This window comes from Nostoc favosum CHAB5714 (genome assembly GCF_020829495.1).
GTDB classification, from domain to species: Bacteria; Cyanobacteriota; Cyanobacteriia; order Cyanobacteriales; family Nostocaceae; genus Nostoc; species Nostoc favosum.
In genome coordinates, this window is the sequence record NZ_JAIVFQ010000066.1 from 1 (window position 1) to 18,511 (window position 18,511).

Here is an 18,511-nt window from a genome sequence, read left to right on the forward strand (position 1 = left end):
TACCGCCACCAATACCAAGGCCTTTGGCATTGGTGGTGATAGAACTTTGATTGCGTAGTAACATTAAAGGCGATCGCGCAAAGATATTTCCGCCACCTCCTGTAGTGTCAGCAGTGATTTTGGCAGCATTATTGAGATATATCGAGTTAGCGTTAACTTTTAAGTCACCCGCAGGCCCTGAGCCTGTACTACTTACAGTTATTTTCGCTTCATCTTCAACTGCCAATTTTTCTGTTGTCAGCGTCAAGTCACCACCTGCTCCTTGTCCTGTCGTCTCAGCCGAAATCACTGAGCCGTTACCTGTAATATTAATAAATTCAGGAGCATTGATATTTAGGGTTCCTCCTTTACCACTACCAGAGCTAGCAGCCGATACCGTTGCTCCTCCAGTAACATTTACAGCTAAGGTTTGCCCATTGTCATTGGGTTGGATTGTCAAGTTCCCGCCTGGTGCATTTCCTGTCGTCCCAGCTTCTAAACTGCTGCCGTCTGTCAAGTTCAATTGTGCAGCTTCCACGGTCAGATTACCACCACTAGCTGCGGGGTTAGTAGAATTAGTCGCGGCTGAAACGCGCATTCCATTGGTGATAGTTAGTTTTTCAGTAGCAAGAAGCACATCTCCGGCTCGTCCACTAGCAGCATCTTTCGATGTAGCCTCCAAGGTACCATTACCATTAAGGGTGATTGACTCAGGGGCGGTGAGTGTGAGGTTTCCTCCCTTACCACTACCAGAGGTAGATGCTGATATCTGCGCTTGCTCAAAGAAGTTAACCGTCAAGGTTTGTGCGTTCAAAGGTTGAAGCGTCAGTTTTCCAGCTGCGCCTGTACTGCTTGTCTGAGCAAAAACACCACTAGTGGAACCAGATAACTGTATTTCTGGAATATTTAGTGTGATGTCACCTGCTTGTCCACTACCAGAAGTAGAGGTACGCAGTTGCCCATTATTAAAAACACTCAAGGTATTGGCGCTAAGAGTAATATTACCCGCATCTAGCGGCCCATCAGTACTCGCTGTCAGTGCAGCACCATCGGTGATAGTTAAGGAGTTGGTGTTAACTGTTATATTACCACCCTTTCCATCTTTCGACGGATCAGTCCCAGAAGTACTGGCTGCTAGTGCAGCACCATCAGTGATAGTTAGGGAGTTGGTGTTAACTGTTATATCGCCACCCTTTCCAGATGAGCCTTCACCGACAGCAGTTGTCAACAGGCTTCGACCTACAATGTCGTTGGGTTTAGGGCTTTCAAGGGAAGTTCCACTCAGTTCTATAGAAGAGGCACGAACATTTAACTCACCCGCATTTCCGGCATTAATTGTAGAAACCGATGCTTGCGCTCCATTCTGAATTAATAACCGTCCAGTGACAATATTCAAGTTTCCAGCATCTCCTGTACTTGCAGTCCCAGAAATTACACCGCTCGGAAATGGACGATTTTCTAAGAACTTAGAGACAAAAGCTCCACCAAATCCAATCAAATCTTTTATTTGAGAGGCGGACAACCCTTGTTTTGAGGTTCCAACAAGTTCTACTGAATCAGTGGCGTTAATGGTCAATTCGCCTCCCTTTCCAGAGCTAGAAGTACCCGCCGAGATAATTCCTCCATTGCTGACCATCAGCTTCTTAGTCTTAATAACCAATTTGTTAGCATTTCCAAGTCCCTGTGTTCCAGAAAGCAAAACGCTAGGAATATTATCTGATGAGGTGCCACTAAGTTCTACTAACTCAGAGGCGTTCACAGTCAATTCTCCTCCTGTCACACTCAATTGCCCTTCTGGGTTATTGTTACCAATACCAGTTATCACCCATGCACCATCACTGACAATTAACTCTCTAGTATCAATGGTCAAGTTGCCCCCTGCTCCCAGACCGGCAGTATCATTACGCAATCCACTAGGAATCTTACTTGTTATATTAAACAGAGATGAGAAAGAATCATTAATTGAGGTGCCACTAAGTTTTATCGAGTCTGCCTTGACGGTTAAATTTCCTCCTTGTCCTCTGGTTGTTGTAGCTGCCGATACCAATGCCCCATTAGAGACAATTAACCGCCCAGTTTCAATCGTTAAATCTCCAGCATCTCCATCCCCAGGAGTAATAGGAATCTGGGCAATATCCCCGGCATCAATGGAAGCGGAAAACAGGCCAATAGGAACACGAAAATCCTCAGAAGATCCGGAGATATTTCCAGGAATATTAATAGCAACCGTGGCATCTAATGAGAGAATGGCAGTTAGTTCTACTGAGTCAGAAGCGTTCACAATCAGATCCCCAGCATCACCATTAGAAAAAGTCGCAGTCCCTACTACTCCATCTTGAACAATCAGCTTCTCTGCATCCACAAGCAAGTCTCCACCATTCCCGGAACCAAAAACGACATTATACATAGAGCTATTACTAAGTTCTATGTTTTTTGCTTTCACGGTCAAATTTCCAGTACTCCCTCTGGTATTACTACCGACCGATACCCCTGCCCTATCAGAGACAACTAACCGCCCAGTTTCAATGGTCAGGTCTCCGGTATTTCCACTTGCAGTAGGTAGAAAAGAACCTAAAGAAGAAACATTAGGAAGATTCTGGGCATCAAGGGAAGCGGAAAACAGGCCAATAGGAACAGTAACAGGAGAATTAAAAGTAAAAGAGCCTAAATTAATAGGAATATTGATGTCAATCGTGCCGTTTGATGAGGAACTGCCAGTTAGTTCTATTGAGTCAGAGGCTTTTACAACCAGATCCCCAGCATTATCAGTAAATATAGTAGCAGTCCCTACTACTCCATCTTGAATAATTAATTTCCCTGTATCTATGAGCAAGTCTCCACCTTTTCCAAAACCAAAAACAGCGTTGTAGATAGAGCTATTTTCGATTCTCACTGTTCCTTTGGCGTTAAGGGTGACATCTCCCGCCTGAGTGTCACCCTCTCCTGCAAGTGGGCTAATACCCGCACGTAGGCTACTTTTTCCTAAAACATCTATATTCTCAGCATTGATGGCAATACTACCGCCACCATCAGAAGCGACATTAACTTCAGCGCCGTTGGTAAGCGACACATTTGCTCGTGCGACATTATCTGGAAAATTTAAGCTGAAATTGTTGCTATTGACATTAAGAGCAACTGTCCCCTCTGCTGCTAAACCTCCTAACTCCACTTGTCCACCAGGGGCATTTAATGAGCCACCATCGATGCTGACATTCCCCCCAACTGCCAGCAAACTACGATTATTCTCAACACTTAAACTAGCTGAGTTATTTTGGATCGGCGCAGCAACAATTTGATTGAATAGAAGAGCCGAAGGATTGACCACCAGTAGTTCCGGATTATTCGGAGTAGAAGCACTAAAAAAACCTTGATTGCCAAACCCAATTGCCGACGCTGTAGTTGCTACAAAAGAACCACCAATATTTAATTGAGCATTTTGACCAAAAATAATGCCGTTGGGATTTATCAGGAACAGGTTAGCTGTACCTAATGTGCTAATTATTCCATCAATCTTAGAAGTTGACCCACCCGTAACTCGGCTAATGATATTTTGAATATTTACAGCATTATTAAAGGAAGCAGTGCTACCAGTAGGCACAGAAAACTCACCAAAGCTGTGGAACAAGTTAGCACCAGCTTGTGTTCCCCCGGTGATGTTGAAGGTGTTACCGTCTGGTGTGACGTTGGTATTAATAGGTAAAGTTCCATCCGGGCTGATTTGAGCGATCGCACAATTTCCAGATAAAGCGCTGACACTCATCGCAATACCTAGCACTGCACCCCAATAAGTTAAATGCCAACTACCAGACATTACAACCCTCCACAAGTATTACCAACACTAATGTTTAGTAAAGCACGTATCAAGTTAATCCCTGTCTATTACTTAATAATAAGACATAGCTTCTGTAATCACGCTGAATGGATAAAGCCATTACGAAGAAAATAGACCTCTTGACATCCTCCCCGCGCCCATTCGGATGGGGATTCCTAAGACTCACGACTTAGGTTTCTGTTTCTTTCCCTTTCGACTGCGCTCAAGGCGAGCCTTACGGGTATTTTGCAACTGCCTTTTAGAGGATTCCCTATCAGGTCTTACGTTCGCTCCACAGACTGAAACTGCGAGTCCCGCAGCCAAAATATTTTTACTTGCGTTGATATCTCTATCGTGATGCGTACTACATTTTGGGCAATCCCACTCTCTGATATTCAAAGGCAACTTATAAAACTCGATTTAGGAATATAACTGTACAGATGCGCTATGCGCTCCTAACTCCTAATTCCTTTTTTGCATATGTAGGCTTTCTTGCTGACTTTCTATAATTACAAAGCTGTGTTTGTTATTAATCAGTTGTATTTGGGAATACTTGTACATGATGCAGTTACTAGCTTGCACGAGTAACAGACCTCGATTCAAAATCCCAGGTTATTCCTTCAAATCTATGAACAAGGTACGACTGGCGCTGATGATGCTAATTTTACTAGGAAGCATCTTTGCGAGTAAAAATTTAATAGCGATCGCTGATGCCTCAAAGCAAGTCGAAAACCGGAAATTAAACCAAATTCGCAACCAAACAACTTCCAATACCCCTGTACTACTGGGATTGTATGCCCTACCTGCAACTGGTTTGCCCAACAAAGCTTATAGCACCCGTACTGCCCAGATGCGCCAACTCAATCACACCCCCGATCCCAAGGGTACAAGTGGTTGGTCAGCTTTGGATATGGCGCGATTTTTATTAGGATTGCATGTGATGCGATCGCATTATCCAGAATATAGCGATCATATCAATCGCATTGTCGCTCTGACAACCGCTTATGCTATCTTTAAACTTTGTTGTAACTCATATAGCAATGCGCGCATAAATAGTGAAATTCACTCTTGTGTTGGCGTCTTCTCTACGAGACGCGAAGCGCGAAGGCGGTTCGTTTAAAGGTCATTTTCACCTATCAGATAAGACTGCTATATAATAACAGAAAACGACCCCGTGGCATCAAGTGGAATGTTCAAGTTTGCAATGGTGCTAATCGAGTTAAGGGAGTTACTTAAAAACAGACCTAGAGGGAGGAAAGGCGCAACTCCCTCCACAATGCCAACTAGGTCACCGGAGGCTGTAGAGATGTTTGTACTTCCGTTTACTACCTGAAGGTTGTAGTCCTGTGGTGATCCTTCTAGCAGGATAACGTCCTCCCACCGCTTAAAGTTCTGGATTCGAGCATAGTCAGTATTACCGCCACCAACGTAAAATTTTTGAGACGTGGAGGTTAATGGAGCTAAACTGGGATGCCCAAGGACGAATAGATCCGCTCTTGCTGTACCAATTAGGGTATCAACCTCACCGACTCCAGCAACTGTTGATCCATTTGATAAAGCGTCGAAAGCAACTCCAGCAAGGAGTTTGTTACCCTCCCCAATGCCAGTTAGGGTGTCATTCCCACTGCTTCCAAAGAAAAAGCCAATGCGCTTCTGATCAAATTGTCCATACTGTGTGTAGTGCTGTAGACCTGAGCTAAAAACGCCATCATTAACACCTTTCGCTACATCGGGGTATGCTTGCAAGTAAGCTTGCTCACTGAACATTTAAAGAACCTCCATAACAATATTCAGCCTGATTGGTTAAGTGAACTTACAGGGAAACGTATAACTCGGCACAGAGGATGGGAGTATCTACAACAAATGACATATAGGCTGTGTGTTCCTCAACCAGAACATGGGATGAGCGATCGCGTAGAGCAAGAAAATTGGAATTCTTTAGATGAACTAGAAGCTCTATTAGTGCTTGGTTGCCAGAAACTGATGACACAGCATGATTTAATCTCTGGTTTAACTTGCTACCACTGGTGGCCAAAAACAAGGGTAGCTTAATTATAAGTGATTATCCGAACTTGATATAACATCAAAACAAAAAAGCTGTTTTTCGTCCTGTGGGTATTATTTTTCTCCCTGCTGAAACTTCATTGTCATTTCTAGGCGAGATAATGCACTAGTGGCAGACTCGCGTACATAGGAGTCAGTGGATTCATCCTGAATGAGGGATTGTAGTACTTCCACACCTCGGCGATCGCCAATTGAGCCAAGGGCATTCACGATAGAGATTGCCAGCGCTGGGTTGTCTGTGGTTTGCAATGCTTCAATCAAAACATCCACCACGGGAGAACCAATTTCACCTAGAGCCATGACAGCAGCAATATGCACTACAGGATTGGGGTCATTGAGAGCAGTCGTTAAACCCTGCACACCTTCAGCTGCAAAGGGAACATCTGGATGATTAATGGCGACTTGTGCCAGTGCTTTGGCGGCACTTCCCCGGACGGTGACATTATCACTATTGAGCAAGGCTTCAACTAGAGGAGTCACTGCATCATGTCCGATCGCTCCTAGAGCTTTGACGGCAGCTCGTCGATAGGTGGTATCCTCTTCATCGAGAATATTCATCAACCGGGGAATAGTTGTCTCATCAGGATTCTCAGCCAATGCCCACATTGCTTGCTCGCGTAGGTGGGGGTTGGGGTGTTTCAGTTGTTGGAATAGTTCTTCTGGGGACATAACAAGGTTTTAATAAATAAATAAAAATGTGCAATTAATCTGTCAACTCAACACTCAGCACTGGCTCAACCATAGCTATCCGCTAACAACACTCGGTACTTTTTCTGTGAACTAAAAAAATCAGGATACTAGCACCATTATTAATTTATGGAGAACAGAAAAAGTCAAGCAACATTAATTCAAGCCTCGGTATTTATGAGTGGTGTAATTAATTTTGAATTTTGAATTTTGAATTCCCCATAGGGGTTGACTTGGCTTTTTCTCGAATTAGCCAATCATCATCATTGGTGACTTGTTCATAACCACTCGTATCACCAAGTTTTTCCAGCGCCATCAACGCCGCATACTTCAGATCCCAAATTTTGGTTTCTAGACAGGCTTTCAGTTCGGGAATTGCCCGTGGAGCGCCGAGTTCACCAAGAGCGATCGCTGCTGCTGCGCGTGATTTTTGAAATTGTGGTTGTTTGTTATGCAAGCCTTCAACTAGTAAATCGTAAGCTGGGGAATGTTTCAACCAACCGAACAGCTTTATCACATGGAAGTGGGCACCATAATCATTATTTGCTTCTTCGGCGTAGGTAGCAAACAAAGCCTCAGGAGCAGGATCGGCGTGATGGTCAAGAATGGTTTTGCTTGCTAAATAGCAGCGCCCAAAGTCTGTTTCATACAACCCCCGGATCAGAACTGGTAAAGTAGGGGGGCTTGGGTAACTATGAACCAAACTCAGATCATTTGGGTGGTCGTATAATGTCTGCTCTAAATGAGGTTGAATCGTGGCAAAAGTAATTGCCCCAGCAGAGATTCCGGCTTCTGCCAAAGTCCGAATTCCTCGCAGCCGAAACACCAAAGATACTGGACATCGGGCAATATAGGGAATTGCATCATAGTAACGGGCATCCATTAAATCTTGGATAGACAACCGCCGTCCTAACACATTTGGGTGTTGTAACATTGCCACTACCTTCCCCATCTGGGAATAGTCGCCAGTTAAACGGCAAACTGCGGCCATTGCCGCACTGGCTGTCGGTGGATCGCCATCATCTACAAATTTGCGAATTCGTTCCAGGGCAGGTTGATAATTAAACTTTGTGAGTGTGTGGATGATTACTCGATAGGTTTGCCCTGGCTTGTCCAGCAATTGAGCAACATCTTCTAAGATGTCGGGGTCTTGAGTACCAATTTCACCGATCGCCCAAACAGCATTTTCCACAGTGTAGCAGTCTTCATCAAAAAGACAGGTGCGGATCACTGGTAAGGCTGACTCAGCTTGCAGTCGCCCCAAAGTCTCTACCGACTTGCGGCGGACGATGCGGTTATCCAAGGCGGGGTCAGTTTGCTGCACCGCCCGCATCAGCGCCTTAATTGATCGCTCTGTGGGAAAATTGATTAAATGAGAAGCGGCAATATAACGTGAATCATCCTCACTCAATTGGTCTTGAGGCGTATCCAAAAGAGCGATCGCCTGGTCTTCTGTGAGATTAAAAAAATTAAAAAATCGTTTATCCATATATATATAGATATATCATCTGTCAGCTTGCCGAATCTTATTAAGACAAAACAAACCCGGAGATTCTTTGCCATTACTCAACCTTAACAGGCAAAGCAAAGAGCCAAGAACCTCCAGGTTTGTAGGGTCACAATGTAACCTCGCCACCAAATGACAAGTTTGGCAACTAACTAGGAGAGAGAGTTAATAGCGTAGTCTAGTAAAGCATTGTATTCAGTCAATGCTTGAGCAGACATATCACGAGGCGCACAACCACGGTTACGAGCAAAGCTTAAAGCTTCAACGTAAGGAGCGGTGGGCAAGCCTAAAGCGCGATAAACTTCACGTTGTCCAGCAATACCCCACTCATCCAATGGGCCAGTACCGCCAACTACCAAGCTGTACTGAATAAGGCGCATGTAGTGCTTGATGTCACGAGCACACTTGGACTTGAAGGTATCGGTGGAATTAGCTTCACCAGCGTTGTTCAAGTAAGGATATTTCTTGATAGAAGCGTTGTAAGCTTCGGTTGCAACTGCATCGAGGTTGTTAGCTAGCTTTTCAGCAGCTTCCAAACGAGCAGCTGCACGTTGGATAGAACCTTGTACTGATTCTAAATCAGAGGTGCTGGGGAAACGACCTGCGGCATCAGCAGATGCGATAACAGTGGTAACAACTGATTTCATTTCTTAAATCTCCCAAAAGACTTTTTATTTAAACTGTGTTGGATGTCAATCTGTTGAGTGAATTGCGAATCGCAAGTTCCTTAGCTCAGAGCAGAAATTACGCGATCGAAGTAGCTAGAAGATTCAGCAACTAGGCTAGCGCAGCGATCTTCTACGACAGGAGAACCCATCTTACGCAATTTGGCACCAGCACGAGCCTCACTGGGGGTGTCTTGAATGTGAGCAGCTGCACACGCCTTCATGATTTGAACGGCACGCACGGTAGAGGTGGTGGGTACGCCAAGAGCTGCATAGGTTTCTTTCAAACCGTTCAAACAACGATCATCTAGAACTGAAGCGTCACCAGCTAATAAAGCGTAGGTTACATAGCGTAAGATGATTTCTGCATCGCGCAGGCAAGCAGCCATGCGACGGTTAGGATAGCAGTTACCACCAGCTTGGATCAAACCTTGGTTTTCGCAGATCATTCCAGCAACAGAATCAGAGACGATGCAGCTAGCGTTGCTAGCGATCGCATTTACAGCATCCAAACGTCTGTTACCATTAGCAACGAAGGCTCTGAGGGCAGCAATATCAGATACGCTAGAAGTGCTGGCATCTGCTGAAATTACAGCTCTAGAAAAAGCGTCAAGCATTTCGCTCTCCTTAAAAATTGGTTTTCTCTGAAACTTGATTGCCTGTTCCCTGAACAAGACAATATAGAACATAAAAGATGACACCTATCTTAGTCTCAGTTATGAGAAACTAAGTAATAATCCTTAACAAACAATCCCCAGTCAGGATTGGTCTGACTGGGGAACTCAGGGTACGCTTTGAGGATTAGGGGGATGAAGAAGATGAAGAAGCAGAGGAAAAATAACTTAAATTTTGATGGGTTTTGTTTATGAACCTATCCCACTATTCTAAAAATCCCTACTTCTTTTCGTAAAATTTGCTTGAAAACCTTAATTTTTCGTTTTAAACAGTTCTTACGCAAAATACCTCTCAAACTCTTATTCTTCCGTGTCGCGCCAGTTGCTACCCTGCCTTAACGCTCTTAGCGTAGCAAGATCCCCGTAGGGGTACAAGTCGAAAAACCGCAAGGGCGCACTGGCTTCTCTGTGCCTAATAAGGTAGCCTGCGGCAAGCCCTCCGGCTTGGTGCAGTCCAAGATGGGGGAAACCCCCTTCTCTACAAGACGCTACGCGTTGGCGCTAGCCTCTCCCAATGTGAGAAGACCGCGCTGCTTCACCGCTTTGCGTGTACGATTTTCCGTTACCTGTGCGTAAGCCCTATTAAATTCTCAATAAGCTTAAGCTTTGTAGCAGAAATATTATTAGTGGGATAGATTCAAACATCCCCAGTTAGTTAAGCCTGCTTGAGAAGATGCTTGATCATATTGTCTTTGACCATTAACTGCCGCAGCACCTCTAAAAGCAATTTGTGAGATTCTTCCTGGTTTAACCCCTTAATTTGCTCTTCGTAAAGTTTGAGGTTGAATTTCTGCTCTAAGTTAAGCTCCATCGGGATATCCATAGTTTTTACTCTCCGGTGTTTCGCAACATTAGCTTTATATATTCTCTAGATTAAGGTTAACAAAAATTACATATACTTGACAAGTGGACAGTTTTAGATAGTGGCGAATAAATCCAGATGATGCTACTCATTGGCGTTGGTCAACAAACGCCTTTGGAGCAGGTAACCTATGGTGTACACACAAGTGCTGTCGCCCGCAGGCGATCGCACTTGTCCTGTTTCTCCCTTTTCCAGAGTTCTTGTAACAAAGCTACACTTTTTCAGAGCTTTGAGTCCTCTACCAATTGGTGGTAAGTGTGGGTGGAGATGTCGAGTGCCAAATTATTGACCACATTGGGAAGTACCTGCTTTATTTGGCAAAGTAACAACAAGAGTGCCTTTTCGATGCGTGCAACAGCTTTTGATCTGTTGCTAGTTCTACAACCTTTGATTGTGATGACTACCAATTGTGCTGGTAATGAGCGCTTGCGTTCCTCTTCCGTTTGGGTGTTAGCGATCAATCGCCTCTTCGATAGCCACATCTGGTATAGCCATCGAGATGGCTTTGAGCACGTCATTATTTTGTATATCAGGACACACCAACTTCCCTAGAGAAAATTCTTGCTTTAAAACCCGATTTAATTCTGGGTTAACAAACCTCAAGAGTTCTTATAAACTCCTTTCCAATATTGCGCCTACAGTACTGATCGATTTTCCCACCATGTACGATTTTAAAGAAAGACTACGATATGTAGCCCAGGTGTTGGGAAAGAGCGATCGCGTCTGCTTTCAGAAAGTGAAGCTTATCGTCGCAGTAATGCCCGTGCGATCGCTCGTGCTATTCTCAAAGACTCACCAATTTTGATTTTGGATGAGGCGACCTCTGCGGTGGATAATGAAACGGAAGCGGCTATTCAGAAATCGCTGGCTATGATTACCCAAAATCGGACTACGATCGCGATCGCTCACCGTCTTTCTACAATTCGTCACAGTCATTGCATATATGTGATGAATGACGGTCAAATCGCTTCGCTTCAATTCGTAATTACTAATTCGTAATTCGTAATTGATACCCCATACATTGGGTTGGGGCTTGAACTTCCGATGCGGAGCATTTCTATATTTTCCATAACTGAAGTTATTGGCTCTGAAACCATGAATTACGAATTACGAATTACGAATTACGAATTATTTGGTCAAATTGTTGAGCAGGGTAAGCACGAGGAGTTATATCATGTCCGCCAAATTACCCATAATAAAAGAACCCCACCCCCAACCCCTCCCCGCAAGCTCTTAGGGGAGACAAAGCGTAGCTTTGGCTCTTTGGGGTTCCAGGTATTATGCTTAATTATCCGGACATCATATTACTGGCGATGGATGGAATTTACGCCAGTCTGTGGCGCGTACAGTCTAGGATTCATTAACGTGAGTTCGACGGATAGGAAAGCCCAAAGTAGAACGGGCGTTTTTTGAAACGCGTAAGGCGCTGATGGAGTTACGCGATCGCTTTTGAGGAAAACTTTGCGATTTACTGACTTTACGCCTGCTCATCAAATCGGGTGCGAAAGCCTCCGTATTTTATCCAATATTGTTTCAAATTGTGGCAGGGTGTATGCAAACTGGCTCTTGCCTGATACAGAATCACTTGACGATGAGCGCCCATCCAAATTTTGTCAATTAGTTCAACCGAAATAATAGTGCCTCCTAACGCTCCCACACACTGGGAAAAACGCTCAATAGCACTATAATCTACGGTTTCAAAAACAAAGAAATGACCTGAACAAATTAAATGCCTGCTGCGAATCCAGCACTGCATTTTTTTCTGCGCTTCTGGGGGTAGCATATTCGCTTTAATGGCCAGATTAAACAGGGAAAGATCATAGGATGTTTGGGACTTCATGGCCGAAACCCTCCCGCTTTTCAAACCGCAAAGGCCCAAAGGTAGATCCCCAAACCTGCTCGTGTGTATTGACATCCAGCCCTCTATCTAGGCTTACCCAAGTGGTTTGTGTAATTTCAACGTAACTATCGAGATAAGTCTGGCAGCCATGTTTCTCAATTAAGCACAAGTTTCCAGGCTCAACAGCGCCTATAAATCTATCTCCCTCTCGTTTGAAAATCATCGAGCAGTGATATCTGCGTGCGATACAATCTGGGGTGATGGTTCTAAGAATGCTTAACTCACGGGCTGCACCAGCATAGATAAGGGCATTTTTTAAACTGTAGTTTTCGATATAAATCTCATCGCCATGATCTACTAAGCGATGTACTCCCTGTCTATAAGGTCTCCACAAATCATAGTCATAAACCTGTTCTGAATAAAGCCCGATTCCTGAGAAGAATTCAAACGGTAATGGACGAAATAATACGTGAATATGGGCGTAATCTTTAGGATTTTCAAATGCCTGTTTATAATTGCTGAAATCCCCTGCCATCCAACGAGCTAGGGTGATTAAATGATTCGATGTACTGTCGCGGATATGTGGTGGTGAAGAATTCATAAGTAGATGAGAATAAATAAATAATACAGAATTTGTCTTGTAAAGTTGCTCCTCTTGGGCAAAGCTCAAGACCGCACTTTCCGCAAAATTCAAAATTATGACCTTAACCTATGGCAAAAGTGTCTATTGACACACTAATGACATGACGAAATTAACGTGGTCAGTTCATATTGAGACTGCACGCTCTGACGTTGTATATATATGACTAGAAATGCCTAGAGAGCCATTTTTGGATCTAGTTTATTTGTGAATATCCTGGCGGATTTCGGAAGAAAAAGAGGCAGTGACAACTCCTGTACCAGCACTGGTTTTAATTAGAGAAACCCGACAACGGACATTGGGGTTGACAAACCATATCTTTTCTTCGGCGGCGGCGCGATCATAGGTGGTAATTAGCACGAATGTGCTGTCTTCCGTTAAGTAATAATCGCCAGCCGCTGCGATCGTTTCGGCATAGCCTTGATCGCGCAGGAGTTTACCACGATGGGGATGAGTTGGATCGGGGATAGGAACTAGGACGCAACTACCTTTGATTTCATTTTCATCCCAGTCTGATTGGCCTTCCCAACTCATCCGAAAGGGAGAAACAACTGTTTGAGGATCAATGTTATAGGCTTTACACAACTCAATTACTGCCGGATCGTTATCTGGGAGAGCAATGATATCTATCTCAGACTGTACGGCTTCAAAGTGACCGAATGCTAAATGATGGGCACTGCGTTGCGATCGCCAACGCCCAATAGAATTTGCAACAAACTCCGTAATATTCATTCAACTCTTTGGTTTCTGTTTTTAGCTATTTGCTTTTGGATTGGAGAATCTCCCAATAGAAAATTATGAATATCCCAATTTACTTCTATAGATCATCGATTGACAAAATGTTAGAGGTTGGGAAATTCTCCATTGGTAGCGTTAAGCTATTTCCGTGATACTAAGAATCTTGCCTCCTGTTTTCTGGATGCTCTGAATTTTCTGGGCTAGCTGATTGTATCCCACGTCAAAGGTTGCCATGCTTTTAGTCACCCGAACACCAAAATTGGTTTTGGAGACACCGATACGGAACCGCTTCCCTGTATTGCTGATAGCACCGGAACCACGAGGGGGGGAAACAATTTTGGTTGCGAGGTTAGCGCCAATGTCGCTAATCAATTTTGCTGATTTGCCCAAATCATTGGCAGCAAATCCCCGCATCAATGCAAAGGTACGGTTAAAACCGACATTCTTGACCCCAGCTTGGGTACGATTACCACGGGCAGAGGGTACAATATTGTCGCCAAAACTCCTGATATATTCATTGCTATCAATGTAGGAGTTGATTTCCGCTGCGTAGCCCTGGGTGTTGTAAATTTGCACATGTTCCGCAACTTCAGCCTGATCTTGCGGGGCGCGACCGAGCAAATGTTTAAAGTTTAATTCGATAAAACGATAGGGAGAGGAAGTTTCAAAAAACAGCGAACGGTATAGATCAGATTGAGCCACGGCTCTGACGAAGCCAGTAACAGTGATGTCACCATTCCGCAATTGAGACTCTGCACTGGTAAGCCGTTGGTTTTCAAATACATGAGCATTACCCAGAACTTGCCGATACACTGCTCGAATCACAGCTTGCAGATCATCCTCAGTGGCGTTGGGGCGTAATTCAACGGACTCGGCTTCTATCCAAAGTGCCATGTCAAAGCCTCCTAAATTTAGGATTTTCGTGTGATTTTTTGAAAAATTGTAAATTAAAAAAGTTAATCATCTTGGGTGGGCAATGCCCACCCTGGAAAACGTTATGCAATTTCAGTAATGCTGACGATTTTGCCAGAAGTGCGATTAATCCGCTGAATTTGCGGGGTCATTTTACTAGCTGGGACAATGTACTCAGTGGTACTGATGCGGCGGGGACTGTCGAATTTGGAACCTGTCACCACGATTTTGAACCGTTTTTCAGTGCCAGAACCAATGATGGTAGACGAAGAGGCTTTAATGGCATTGGCGCTGTTGGTAGCAACAGCATAGACCAATTGTGCAGACTTGACTGAGCTATCAATTTGGGCAGGGCCTCTATCAATAGCAAACATTCGATTGTAGCCTATTTGCTTGAAATTAGCTTCGCTGCTTCTACCGCGATCGTAAGGCACTACGTTTTCGCCAAAAGCTGCTTGATATTCACTGCTATCGATGTAGGAATCAATTTCAGCATCGTAGCCCTCGGCGACAGTGCGAACAATATGCTCGGAAACTTCTCGTTGATCCTGGGGTGCCCGACCAAGCAAGTGCAGAAAGTTAAGTTCTACAAAACGGTAGGGAGCGCAAGACTCGAAGTAGCGGGTACGATAAAAATCAGACTTGGCAACGGCACGGACAAAATCCCGCACGGTGATGGAGCGATCGCACAATTGTGATTCTGCTGTCACCAACCGCTCGCTCTCCATCACATGAGGGTTGCCTAGAACTTGTTTGTAAACTGCACGGATGATGGTTTGAACTTCCTCTAACCCACTAGCGGGCCAAAGTTCAAGAATTGTCTGGGATGCCATTGAAATTTATGCTCCTTAATTTTTTAAGTTTGCACCCGAATTTATACAGCAGTGATACTTGCTATCACACCGCCCTGCTGGTGAATCCGCTGATACTCTTGAGAGAGCTTTTCGTAGGGCACCAGAAAGACTTGGTTGGAACGGCGAAACTTGGAAATACTATTGAAGGTTTTGGCACGATAACCTGTGACTTCAATGCGGTAAACTTTACCACCAGCACTAGCATCGACTCCAAGACGAGTACGCGCACCAGTGGGAGGTGTAGAGAAGGTTGCCCCAGCACTAGCAGGTGAAATTACTGCTGTGGGTGTGCTTTGAATTACTAATGAATTTAACTTGGGAGCCTTGCCCGACAGATCACCCTTCAGGCTGCTGCTGGAAGCACCCCGCACCAACTGGAAGGTGTGAGTAAATTGCACCATACTCTGAAGAGCTTCGGTTTTGTAGCCTCGGATATAAGGCACAATGTTCTCACCAAAGGTAGACTGATACTCATCACTATCGAGATAAGAATCGATCTCAGCTTCAAACCCTTGAGTATCAAGAATGGTGCTGTGTGCCCGCATTTCTTCTAAATCCAGCGGTGGACGACCCAGCAGATGGCGGAAGTTGAGTTCGATCGCCCGGTAGCGGGCACAACTGGTGAAAAAGCGAGAACGATAGAGTTCAGATTTAGCCACTGCTCTGACAAAGTCGCGGACGCTCAATTCACCCCGCTTAAATTGGGATTCGGGCACAACCAGCCGCTCACTTTCCATCACATAGGCATTGCCTAATACTTGCCGATAGACTGCCCGAATGATTGTTTCTGCTTCTTCTTGTGAGCGACCTGATACCCACTCAACGGGAGGGGTTTCATCAAATAGGCTTACTCCCAGGCGTGAAGCTGGTCCAAATGGCATTAATTGTTTCTCCTGTTAACGAAAGTTTAAGAAAATTGTTTCAATTTATAAAGAAATTTCAGATTGCTCACCCAGACCAATTAAATCGCTGGATTAATTTGTTGCAATTCAAATTGCCAGCTTCTATAAGCATGGAAGTTTTGATTTCCTAGATGCTCAAGTTTTTTAGGCGTTTTATACGCTTTGTTATGATCATTTTCTTATGAGCGCGTAACGATGAACATCAAGATTTGTAAATTTTGATGAAATGAGAGAATTTTGCACTCAGTTTGCACAAACGATTCTTATGTCATGGGGTATTGGGCATTTGTTAAGAGGAAACAGGGAACAGCGCCATGTTCCAACAAAATTGTCATAGTTTCCAGATCGCCTCGGGCTGCTGCCATCATTAGAGGAGTCCAACCACCGATGTTGGCGGTATTCACTTGGGCACCCAGTTCAATCAATGCTTTCACCGTATAGGTATGCCCATTATCTGTTGCCAAGTATAATGCCGTGTCACCAATTTTATTGGTGGCATTCACCTGGGCGCCCATTTTCATTAGACGTTGCACAATATCTGTTTGACCACGCCGCGCCATTGTCATCAGCACAGCATAGGGATTGCGATCGCAGATACTAGCACCACGATCCAGCAGCAACAAAACAATGTTGCGGCGATCGCTTTCTGCGGCAAACATCAAAGCTGTGTAGGCTGCTGGATTTTTCGCTCTTAGCAGCGATATTAGCGATCGCTTGGAGGCAATGCAGCGGGGCGGAAAACTGTTTTTGACAGCACCTCGATATCTCCCCTTACTCTGTCCCAGAAGGTTTAGGCTACGTCGAGGGACATTTGGAAGGTGAACGGCTGATCATTGAAAATCATTGCTACGAAGCTTTGCAATTTCGCAAACTGCATTTAGAATTGGCTCAGGTTGGCAATGGATTAGATATTCTGCACTGTGTAATGTTCCCTAATCCCGAATTGCCTTGCCGATTTTTGGCACAGATTTGGTTGGCAAACGAGGAGGAATTAGTGCGGCGATCGCTGATTTGTCTCCAGTCAGTAGCGATCGCACCCTACCGCCAAGCTATTCTCAACAATTGTCTATTTTGTCTGGGCTTGAGTTTTCCCAACCACGGGCTTTACCAGAGTGGGGCGATATCTTTTCGGAATTTTGTCTATTTGTCCGTCCGGGGGACTCTCAAGAAGAAGATAGGTTTCTCAATCGAGTTCGGGAATTTTTAACCATTCATTGTCAGATTGCTAGTCAACAGACACCTCTGACATCAAATCTTGACATCTCCAAGGTTCTGGCAGGACAACGAAATTACTGTACAAAGCAGCAACAAAATGATAAAATCCGGCGAGTTCTAGAGTTGGACTTTGGTCAAGAGTGGGCAGAACGCTACATGACCACTATGCTCTTTGACTATGTAACTTGAAAATTCCACCGATACCTTTATTGCGAATAAACATTCACAAATACATCAGTTGGCATACTCCCCGCCCCTCAAGTGCGGGGATTCTAAGCTCAAACAGCAATTGGGTAATTCTAGAAATTAAATTCTCCAATTTGTTAAGAGGAAAAACGATGATCGGATTCTTCCTCCTCTGCCTCCTCTGCCTCCTCTGCCTACACAGCGATAGAGTATTTTTTTAGTTGGAAGCCCCTTGCAGTTTCATACCGTGTGACATCGCTTAAACTTAACTGTTGATGCCCCAAACGTTCGCAGCAACAATTAGCGAAATTGCTTTAATTGCTCAATCAGATGATCGAAGTAGGGAGCAACGATTGCTTGCTGCTCGGGTTCCACTCGCTTTAAACTGGCAGTTTTAATACCTTCTAACCCTACAACCATTGCATCTAAAGGTACTTGCAATTCTTGATACAACTGTTGCATATAGTGCAATCCTTCGGTGCTGGTATAGTCGGTGTGCTGTCCGGCGATGCCGTAAGTAATACAGCGTAGAAAGTGCCAGAAATCACGCCAGCAGGCATCTGCCCTCACTGCTGGGTAGAGTCCACCTCCGGGTTGGGTGATATTGGGGAATGTTGCCAATACATGGGTTCTGGCTTCATCTACGATTTGATGGACGCGATCGCGTAGCCCCTGACTTACGACAATGAGTCCTGTATTTGCTGATACAAGCTGCTGAATCTGCTGCAAATCTTCATCAGTAAGATAGCGTCCTTGATCGTCAGCCGCCTGGAATAGCTGAATAGCCTCTGCTGGATGGGTATTTTGCCAAGTAGCAAAACTGACAATCCTTGCTTTTTGAATCAGTTCTAGAACTTTTTCACTCAATTGTGGCTGAGTCATGGTCAAAACTATTATATAGACTGGTTGAAAAGTAGAACTCCTGCCCTTTTTCAAATTTCCAGCAGGGCTATTAGTAACACTGTAGCGGTAAAT

Annotated in this window: 21 protein-coding genes and 2 pseudogenes; 7 read left to right on the plus strand and 16 right to left on the minus strand. The window is 44.5% G+C overall.

From position 1 onward, the window contains the following. A partial coding sequence (locus LC586_RS28440) for a two-partner secretion domain-containing protein (RefSeq protein WP_229488570.1) occupies positions 1-3,790 on the minus strand: 3,790 nt, incomplete at its 3' end. 183 nt (positions 3,791-3,973) lie between these two features. Then, complete coding sequence (locus LC586_RS28445; RefSeq protein WP_438822939.1) at positions 3,974-4,195, minus strand: zinc ribbon domain-containing protein; 222 nt, start codon at positions 4,193-4,195, stop codon at positions 3,974-3,976. A 223-nt stretch (positions 4,196-4,418) separates the two neighbouring features. Here LC586_RS28445 and LC586_RS28450 point away from each other — a divergent pair, with 223 nt between their 5' ends. Further along, positions 4,419-4,910: a DUF3131 domain-containing protein gene (locus LC586_RS28450; RefSeq protein WP_229488571.1), complete on the plus strand. Its 492-nt coding sequence runs from the start codon at positions 4,419-4,421 to the stop codon at positions 4,908-4,910. A gap of 29 nt (positions 4,911-4,939) precedes the next feature. On the opposite strand, the gene LC586_RS28455 is transcribed toward LC586_RS28450, so the two are convergent. Further along, the gene (locus LC586_RS28455) at positions 4,940-5,557 is read right to left on the minus strand and encodes a hypothetical protein (RefSeq protein ID WP_229488572.1); all 618 of its coding nucleotides are present in this window, start codon (positions 5,555-5,557) and stop codon (positions 4,940-4,942) included. Positions 5,558-5,653: 96 nt separating this feature from the next. Between LC586_RS28455 and LC586_RS28460 the strand changes: the two genes are divergently transcribed. After that, positions 5,654-5,842, plus strand: a complete 189-nt coding sequence (locus LC586_RS28460) for a hypothetical protein (protein WP_229488573.1) — start codon at positions 5,654-5,656, stop codon at positions 5,840-5,842. 66 nt (positions 5,843-5,908) lie between these two features. Here the strand turns inward: LC586_RS28460 and LC586_RS28465 are convergent, their stop codons facing one another. The 5 genes from LC586_RS28465 to LC586_RS28485 form a co-directional block, all read right to left on the minus strand. Continuing rightward, complete coding sequence (locus LC586_RS28465) at positions 5,909-6,523, minus strand: HEAT repeat domain-containing protein (RefSeq protein ID WP_229488574.1); 615 nt, start codon at positions 6,521-6,523, stop codon at positions 5,909-5,911. 208 nt (positions 6,524-6,731) lie between these two features. Then, positions 6,732-8,030 carry a C-phycoerythrin alpha-cysteine-82 phycoerythrobilin lyase CpeY gene (gene cpeY, locus LC586_RS28470; protein WP_229488575.1) on the minus strand — a complete coding sequence of 433 codons (1,299 nt, stop codon included), beginning with the start codon at positions 8,028-8,030 and terminating at the stop codon, positions 6,732-6,734. Between the two features lie 170 nt (positions 8,031-8,200). Further along, positions 8,201-8,695 (minus strand): C-phycoerythrin subunit alpha, encoded by a 495-nt coding sequence (cpeA, locus tag LC586_RS28475; protein ID WP_229488576.1) that lies wholly within the window; start codon positions 8,693-8,695, stop codon positions 8,201-8,203. 80 nt (positions 8,696-8,775) lie between these two features. Beyond that, positions 8,776-9,330 (minus strand): phycoerythrin subunit beta, encoded by a 555-nt coding sequence (cpeB, locus tag LC586_RS28480; protein WP_100903938.1) that lies wholly within the window; start codon positions 9,328-9,330, stop codon positions 8,776-8,778. A 712-nt stretch (positions 9,331-10,042) separates the two neighbouring features. Continuing rightward, positions 10,043-10,210, minus strand: coding sequence for an NblA/ycf18 family protein (locus tag LC586_RS28485; protein ID WP_229488577.1), 168 nt, complete (start codon positions 10,208-10,210; stop codon positions 10,043-10,045). Positions 10,211-10,379: 169 nt separating this feature from the next. Between LC586_RS28485 and LC586_RS28490 the strand changes: the two genes are divergently transcribed. The 4 genes and pseudogenes from LC586_RS28490 to LC586_RS28505 all read left to right on the plus strand — a co-directional run. Further along, positions 10,380-10,538 carry a hypothetical protein gene (locus LC586_RS28490; RefSeq protein WP_229488578.1) on the plus strand — a complete coding sequence of 53 codons (159 nt, stop codon included), beginning with the start codon at positions 10,380-10,382 and terminating at the stop codon, positions 10,536-10,538. After that, positions 10,517-10,801, plus strand: a complete 285-nt coding sequence (locus LC586_RS28495; protein ID WP_229488579.1) for a hypothetical protein — start codon at positions 10,517-10,519, stop codon at positions 10,799-10,801. The genes LC586_RS28490 and LC586_RS28495 overlap by 22 nt, the downstream gene beginning before the upstream one ends. A gap of 109 nt (positions 10,802-10,910) precedes the next feature. Continuing rightward, positions 10,911-11,054 (plus strand): hypothetical protein, encoded by a 144-nt coding sequence (locus LC586_RS28500; RefSeq protein ID WP_229488580.1) that lies wholly within the window; start codon positions 10,911-10,913, stop codon positions 11,052-11,054. Then, positions 11,012-11,215: pseudogene (locus tag LC586_RS28505) on the plus strand (ABC transporter); the annotation flags it as partial. The gene LC586_RS28500 and the pseudogene LC586_RS28505, both read left to right, overlap by 43 nt. 511 nt (positions 11,216-11,726) lie before the next feature. On the opposite strand, the gene LC586_RS28510 reads toward LC586_RS28505, so the two are convergent. The 7 genes from LC586_RS28510 to LC586_RS28540 form a co-directional block, all read right to left on the minus strand. Continuing rightward, positions 11,727-12,089, minus strand: coding sequence for a CpeR family transcriptional regulator (locus LC586_RS28510; protein ID WP_229488581.1), 363 nt, complete (start codon positions 12,087-12,089; stop codon positions 11,727-11,729). Further along, the gene (locus tag LC586_RS28515; protein ID WP_229488606.1) at positions 12,067-12,690 is read right to left on the minus strand and encodes a chromophore lyase CpcT/CpeT; all 624 of its coding nucleotides are present in this window, start codon (positions 12,688-12,690) and stop codon (positions 12,067-12,069) included. The genes LC586_RS28510 and LC586_RS28515 overlap by 23 nt, the downstream gene beginning before the upstream one ends. A gap of 240 nt (positions 12,691-12,930) precedes the next feature. Further along, positions 12,931-13,461 (minus strand): phycobiliprotein lyase, encoded by a 531-nt coding sequence (locus LC586_RS28520; RefSeq protein ID WP_229488582.1) that lies wholly within the window; start codon positions 13,459-13,461, stop codon positions 12,931-12,933. A 141-nt stretch (positions 13,462-13,602) separates the two neighbouring features. Further along, positions 13,603-14,361 (minus strand): phycobilisome rod-core linker polypeptide, encoded by a 759-nt coding sequence (locus tag LC586_RS28525; protein ID WP_229488583.1) that lies wholly within the window; start codon positions 14,359-14,361, stop codon positions 13,603-13,605. Between the two features lie 101 nt (positions 14,362-14,462). Beyond that, complete coding sequence (locus tag LC586_RS28530) at positions 14,463-15,212, minus strand: phycobilisome rod-core linker polypeptide (protein ID WP_229488584.1); 750 nt, start codon at positions 15,210-15,212, stop codon at positions 14,463-14,465. A gap of 41 nt (positions 15,213-15,253) precedes the next feature. After that, positions 15,254-16,114 (minus strand): phycobilisome linker polypeptide, encoded by an 861-nt coding sequence (locus tag LC586_RS28535; protein WP_229488585.1) that lies wholly within the window; start codon positions 16,112-16,114, stop codon positions 15,254-15,256. Between the two features lie 284 nt (positions 16,115-16,398). Continuing rightward, a complete protein-coding gene (locus LC586_RS28540) occupies positions 16,399-16,794 on the minus strand; it encodes an ankyrin repeat domain-containing protein (protein WP_229488586.1) in 396 nt (131 codons plus the stop codon). Between the two features lie 92 nt (positions 16,795-16,886). On the opposite strand from LC586_RS28540, the pseudogene LC586_RS28545 reads away from it, so the two are divergent. Then, positions 16,887-17,539 (plus strand): annotated as a pseudogene (locus LC586_RS28545) (phycocyanobilin:ferredoxin oxidoreductase); the annotation flags it as partial. A gap of 297 nt (positions 17,540-17,836) precedes the next feature. On the opposite strand, the gene LC586_RS28550 reads toward LC586_RS28545, so the two are convergent. After that, positions 17,837-18,418: a bilin-binding protein gene (locus LC586_RS28550; RefSeq protein WP_229488587.1), complete on the minus strand. Its 582-nt coding sequence runs from the start codon at positions 18,416-18,418 to the stop codon at positions 17,837-17,839. Positions 18,419-18,511: the final 93 nt, after the last annotated feature.

Coding starts and splice junctions, on each gene's coding strand:
- cpeB (WP_100903938.1), bottom strand. CDS start 9,330: ATGCTTGACGCTTTTTCTAGAGCTGTAATTTCAGCAGATGCCAGCACT.
- LC586_RS28460 (WP_229488573.1), top strand. CDS start 5,654: ATGACATATAGGCTGTGTGTTCCTCAACCAGAACATGGGATGAGCGAT.
- LC586_RS28500 (WP_229488580.1), top strand. CDS start 10,911: ATGTACGATTTTAAAGAAAGACTACGATATGTAGCCCAGGTGTTGGGA.
- LC586_RS28520 (WP_229488582.1), bottom strand. CDS start 13,461: ATGAATATTACGGAGTTTGTTGCAAATTCTATTGGGCGTTGGCGATCG.
- LC586_RS28485 (WP_229488577.1), bottom strand. CDS start 10,210: ATGGATATCCCGATGGAGCTTAACTTAGAGCAGAAATTCAACCTCAAA.
- cpeA (WP_229488576.1), bottom strand. CDS start 8,695: ATGAAATCAGTTGTTACCACTGTTATCGCATCTGCTGATGCCGCAGGT.
- LC586_RS28540 (WP_229488586.1), bottom strand. CDS start 16,794: ATGTTTGCCGCAGAAAGCGATCGCCGCAACATTGTTTTGTTGCTGCTG.
- LC586_RS28530 (WP_229488584.1), bottom strand. CDS start 15,212: ATGGCATCCCAGACAATTCTTGAACTTTGGCCCGCTAGTGGGTTAGAG.
- LC586_RS28495 (WP_229488579.1), top strand. CDS start 10,517: ATGTCGAGTGCCAAATTATTGACCACATTGGGAAGTACCTGCTTTATT.
- LC586_RS28455 (WP_229488572.1), bottom strand. CDS start 5,557: ATGTTCAGTGAGCAAGCTTACTTGCAAGCATACCCCGATGTAGCGAAA.
- LC586_RS28490 (WP_229488578.1), top strand. CDS start 10,380: ATGGTGTACACACAAGTGCTGTCGCCCGCAGGCGATCGCACTTGTCCT.
- LC586_RS28510 (WP_229488581.1), bottom strand. CDS start 12,089: ATGAAGTCCCAAACATCCTATGATCTTTCCCTGTTTAATCTGGCCATT.
- cpeY (WP_229488575.1), bottom strand. CDS start 8,030: ATGGATAAACGATTTTTTAATTTTTTTAATCTCACAGAAGACCAGGCG.
- LC586_RS28525 (WP_229488583.1), bottom strand. CDS start 14,361: ATGGCACTTTGGATAGAAGCCGAGTCCGTTGAATTACGCCCCAACGCC.
- LC586_RS28465 (WP_229488574.1), bottom strand. CDS start 6,523: ATGTCCCCAGAAGAACTATTCCAACAACTGAAACACCCCAACCCCCAC.
- LC586_RS28515 (WP_229488606.1), bottom strand. CDS start 12,690: ATGAATTCTTCACCACCACATATCCGCGACAGTACATCGAATCATTTA.
- LC586_RS28535 (WP_229488585.1), bottom strand. CDS start 16,114: ATGCCATTTGGACCAGCTTCACGCCTGGGAGTAAGCCTATTTGATGAA.
- LC586_RS28450 (WP_229488571.1), top strand. CDS start 4,419: ATGAACAAGGTACGACTGGCGCTGATGATGCTAATTTTACTAGGAAGC.
- LC586_RS28550 (WP_229488587.1), bottom strand. CDS start 18,418: ATGACTCAGCCACAATTGAGTGAAAAAGTTCTAGAACTGATTCAAAAA.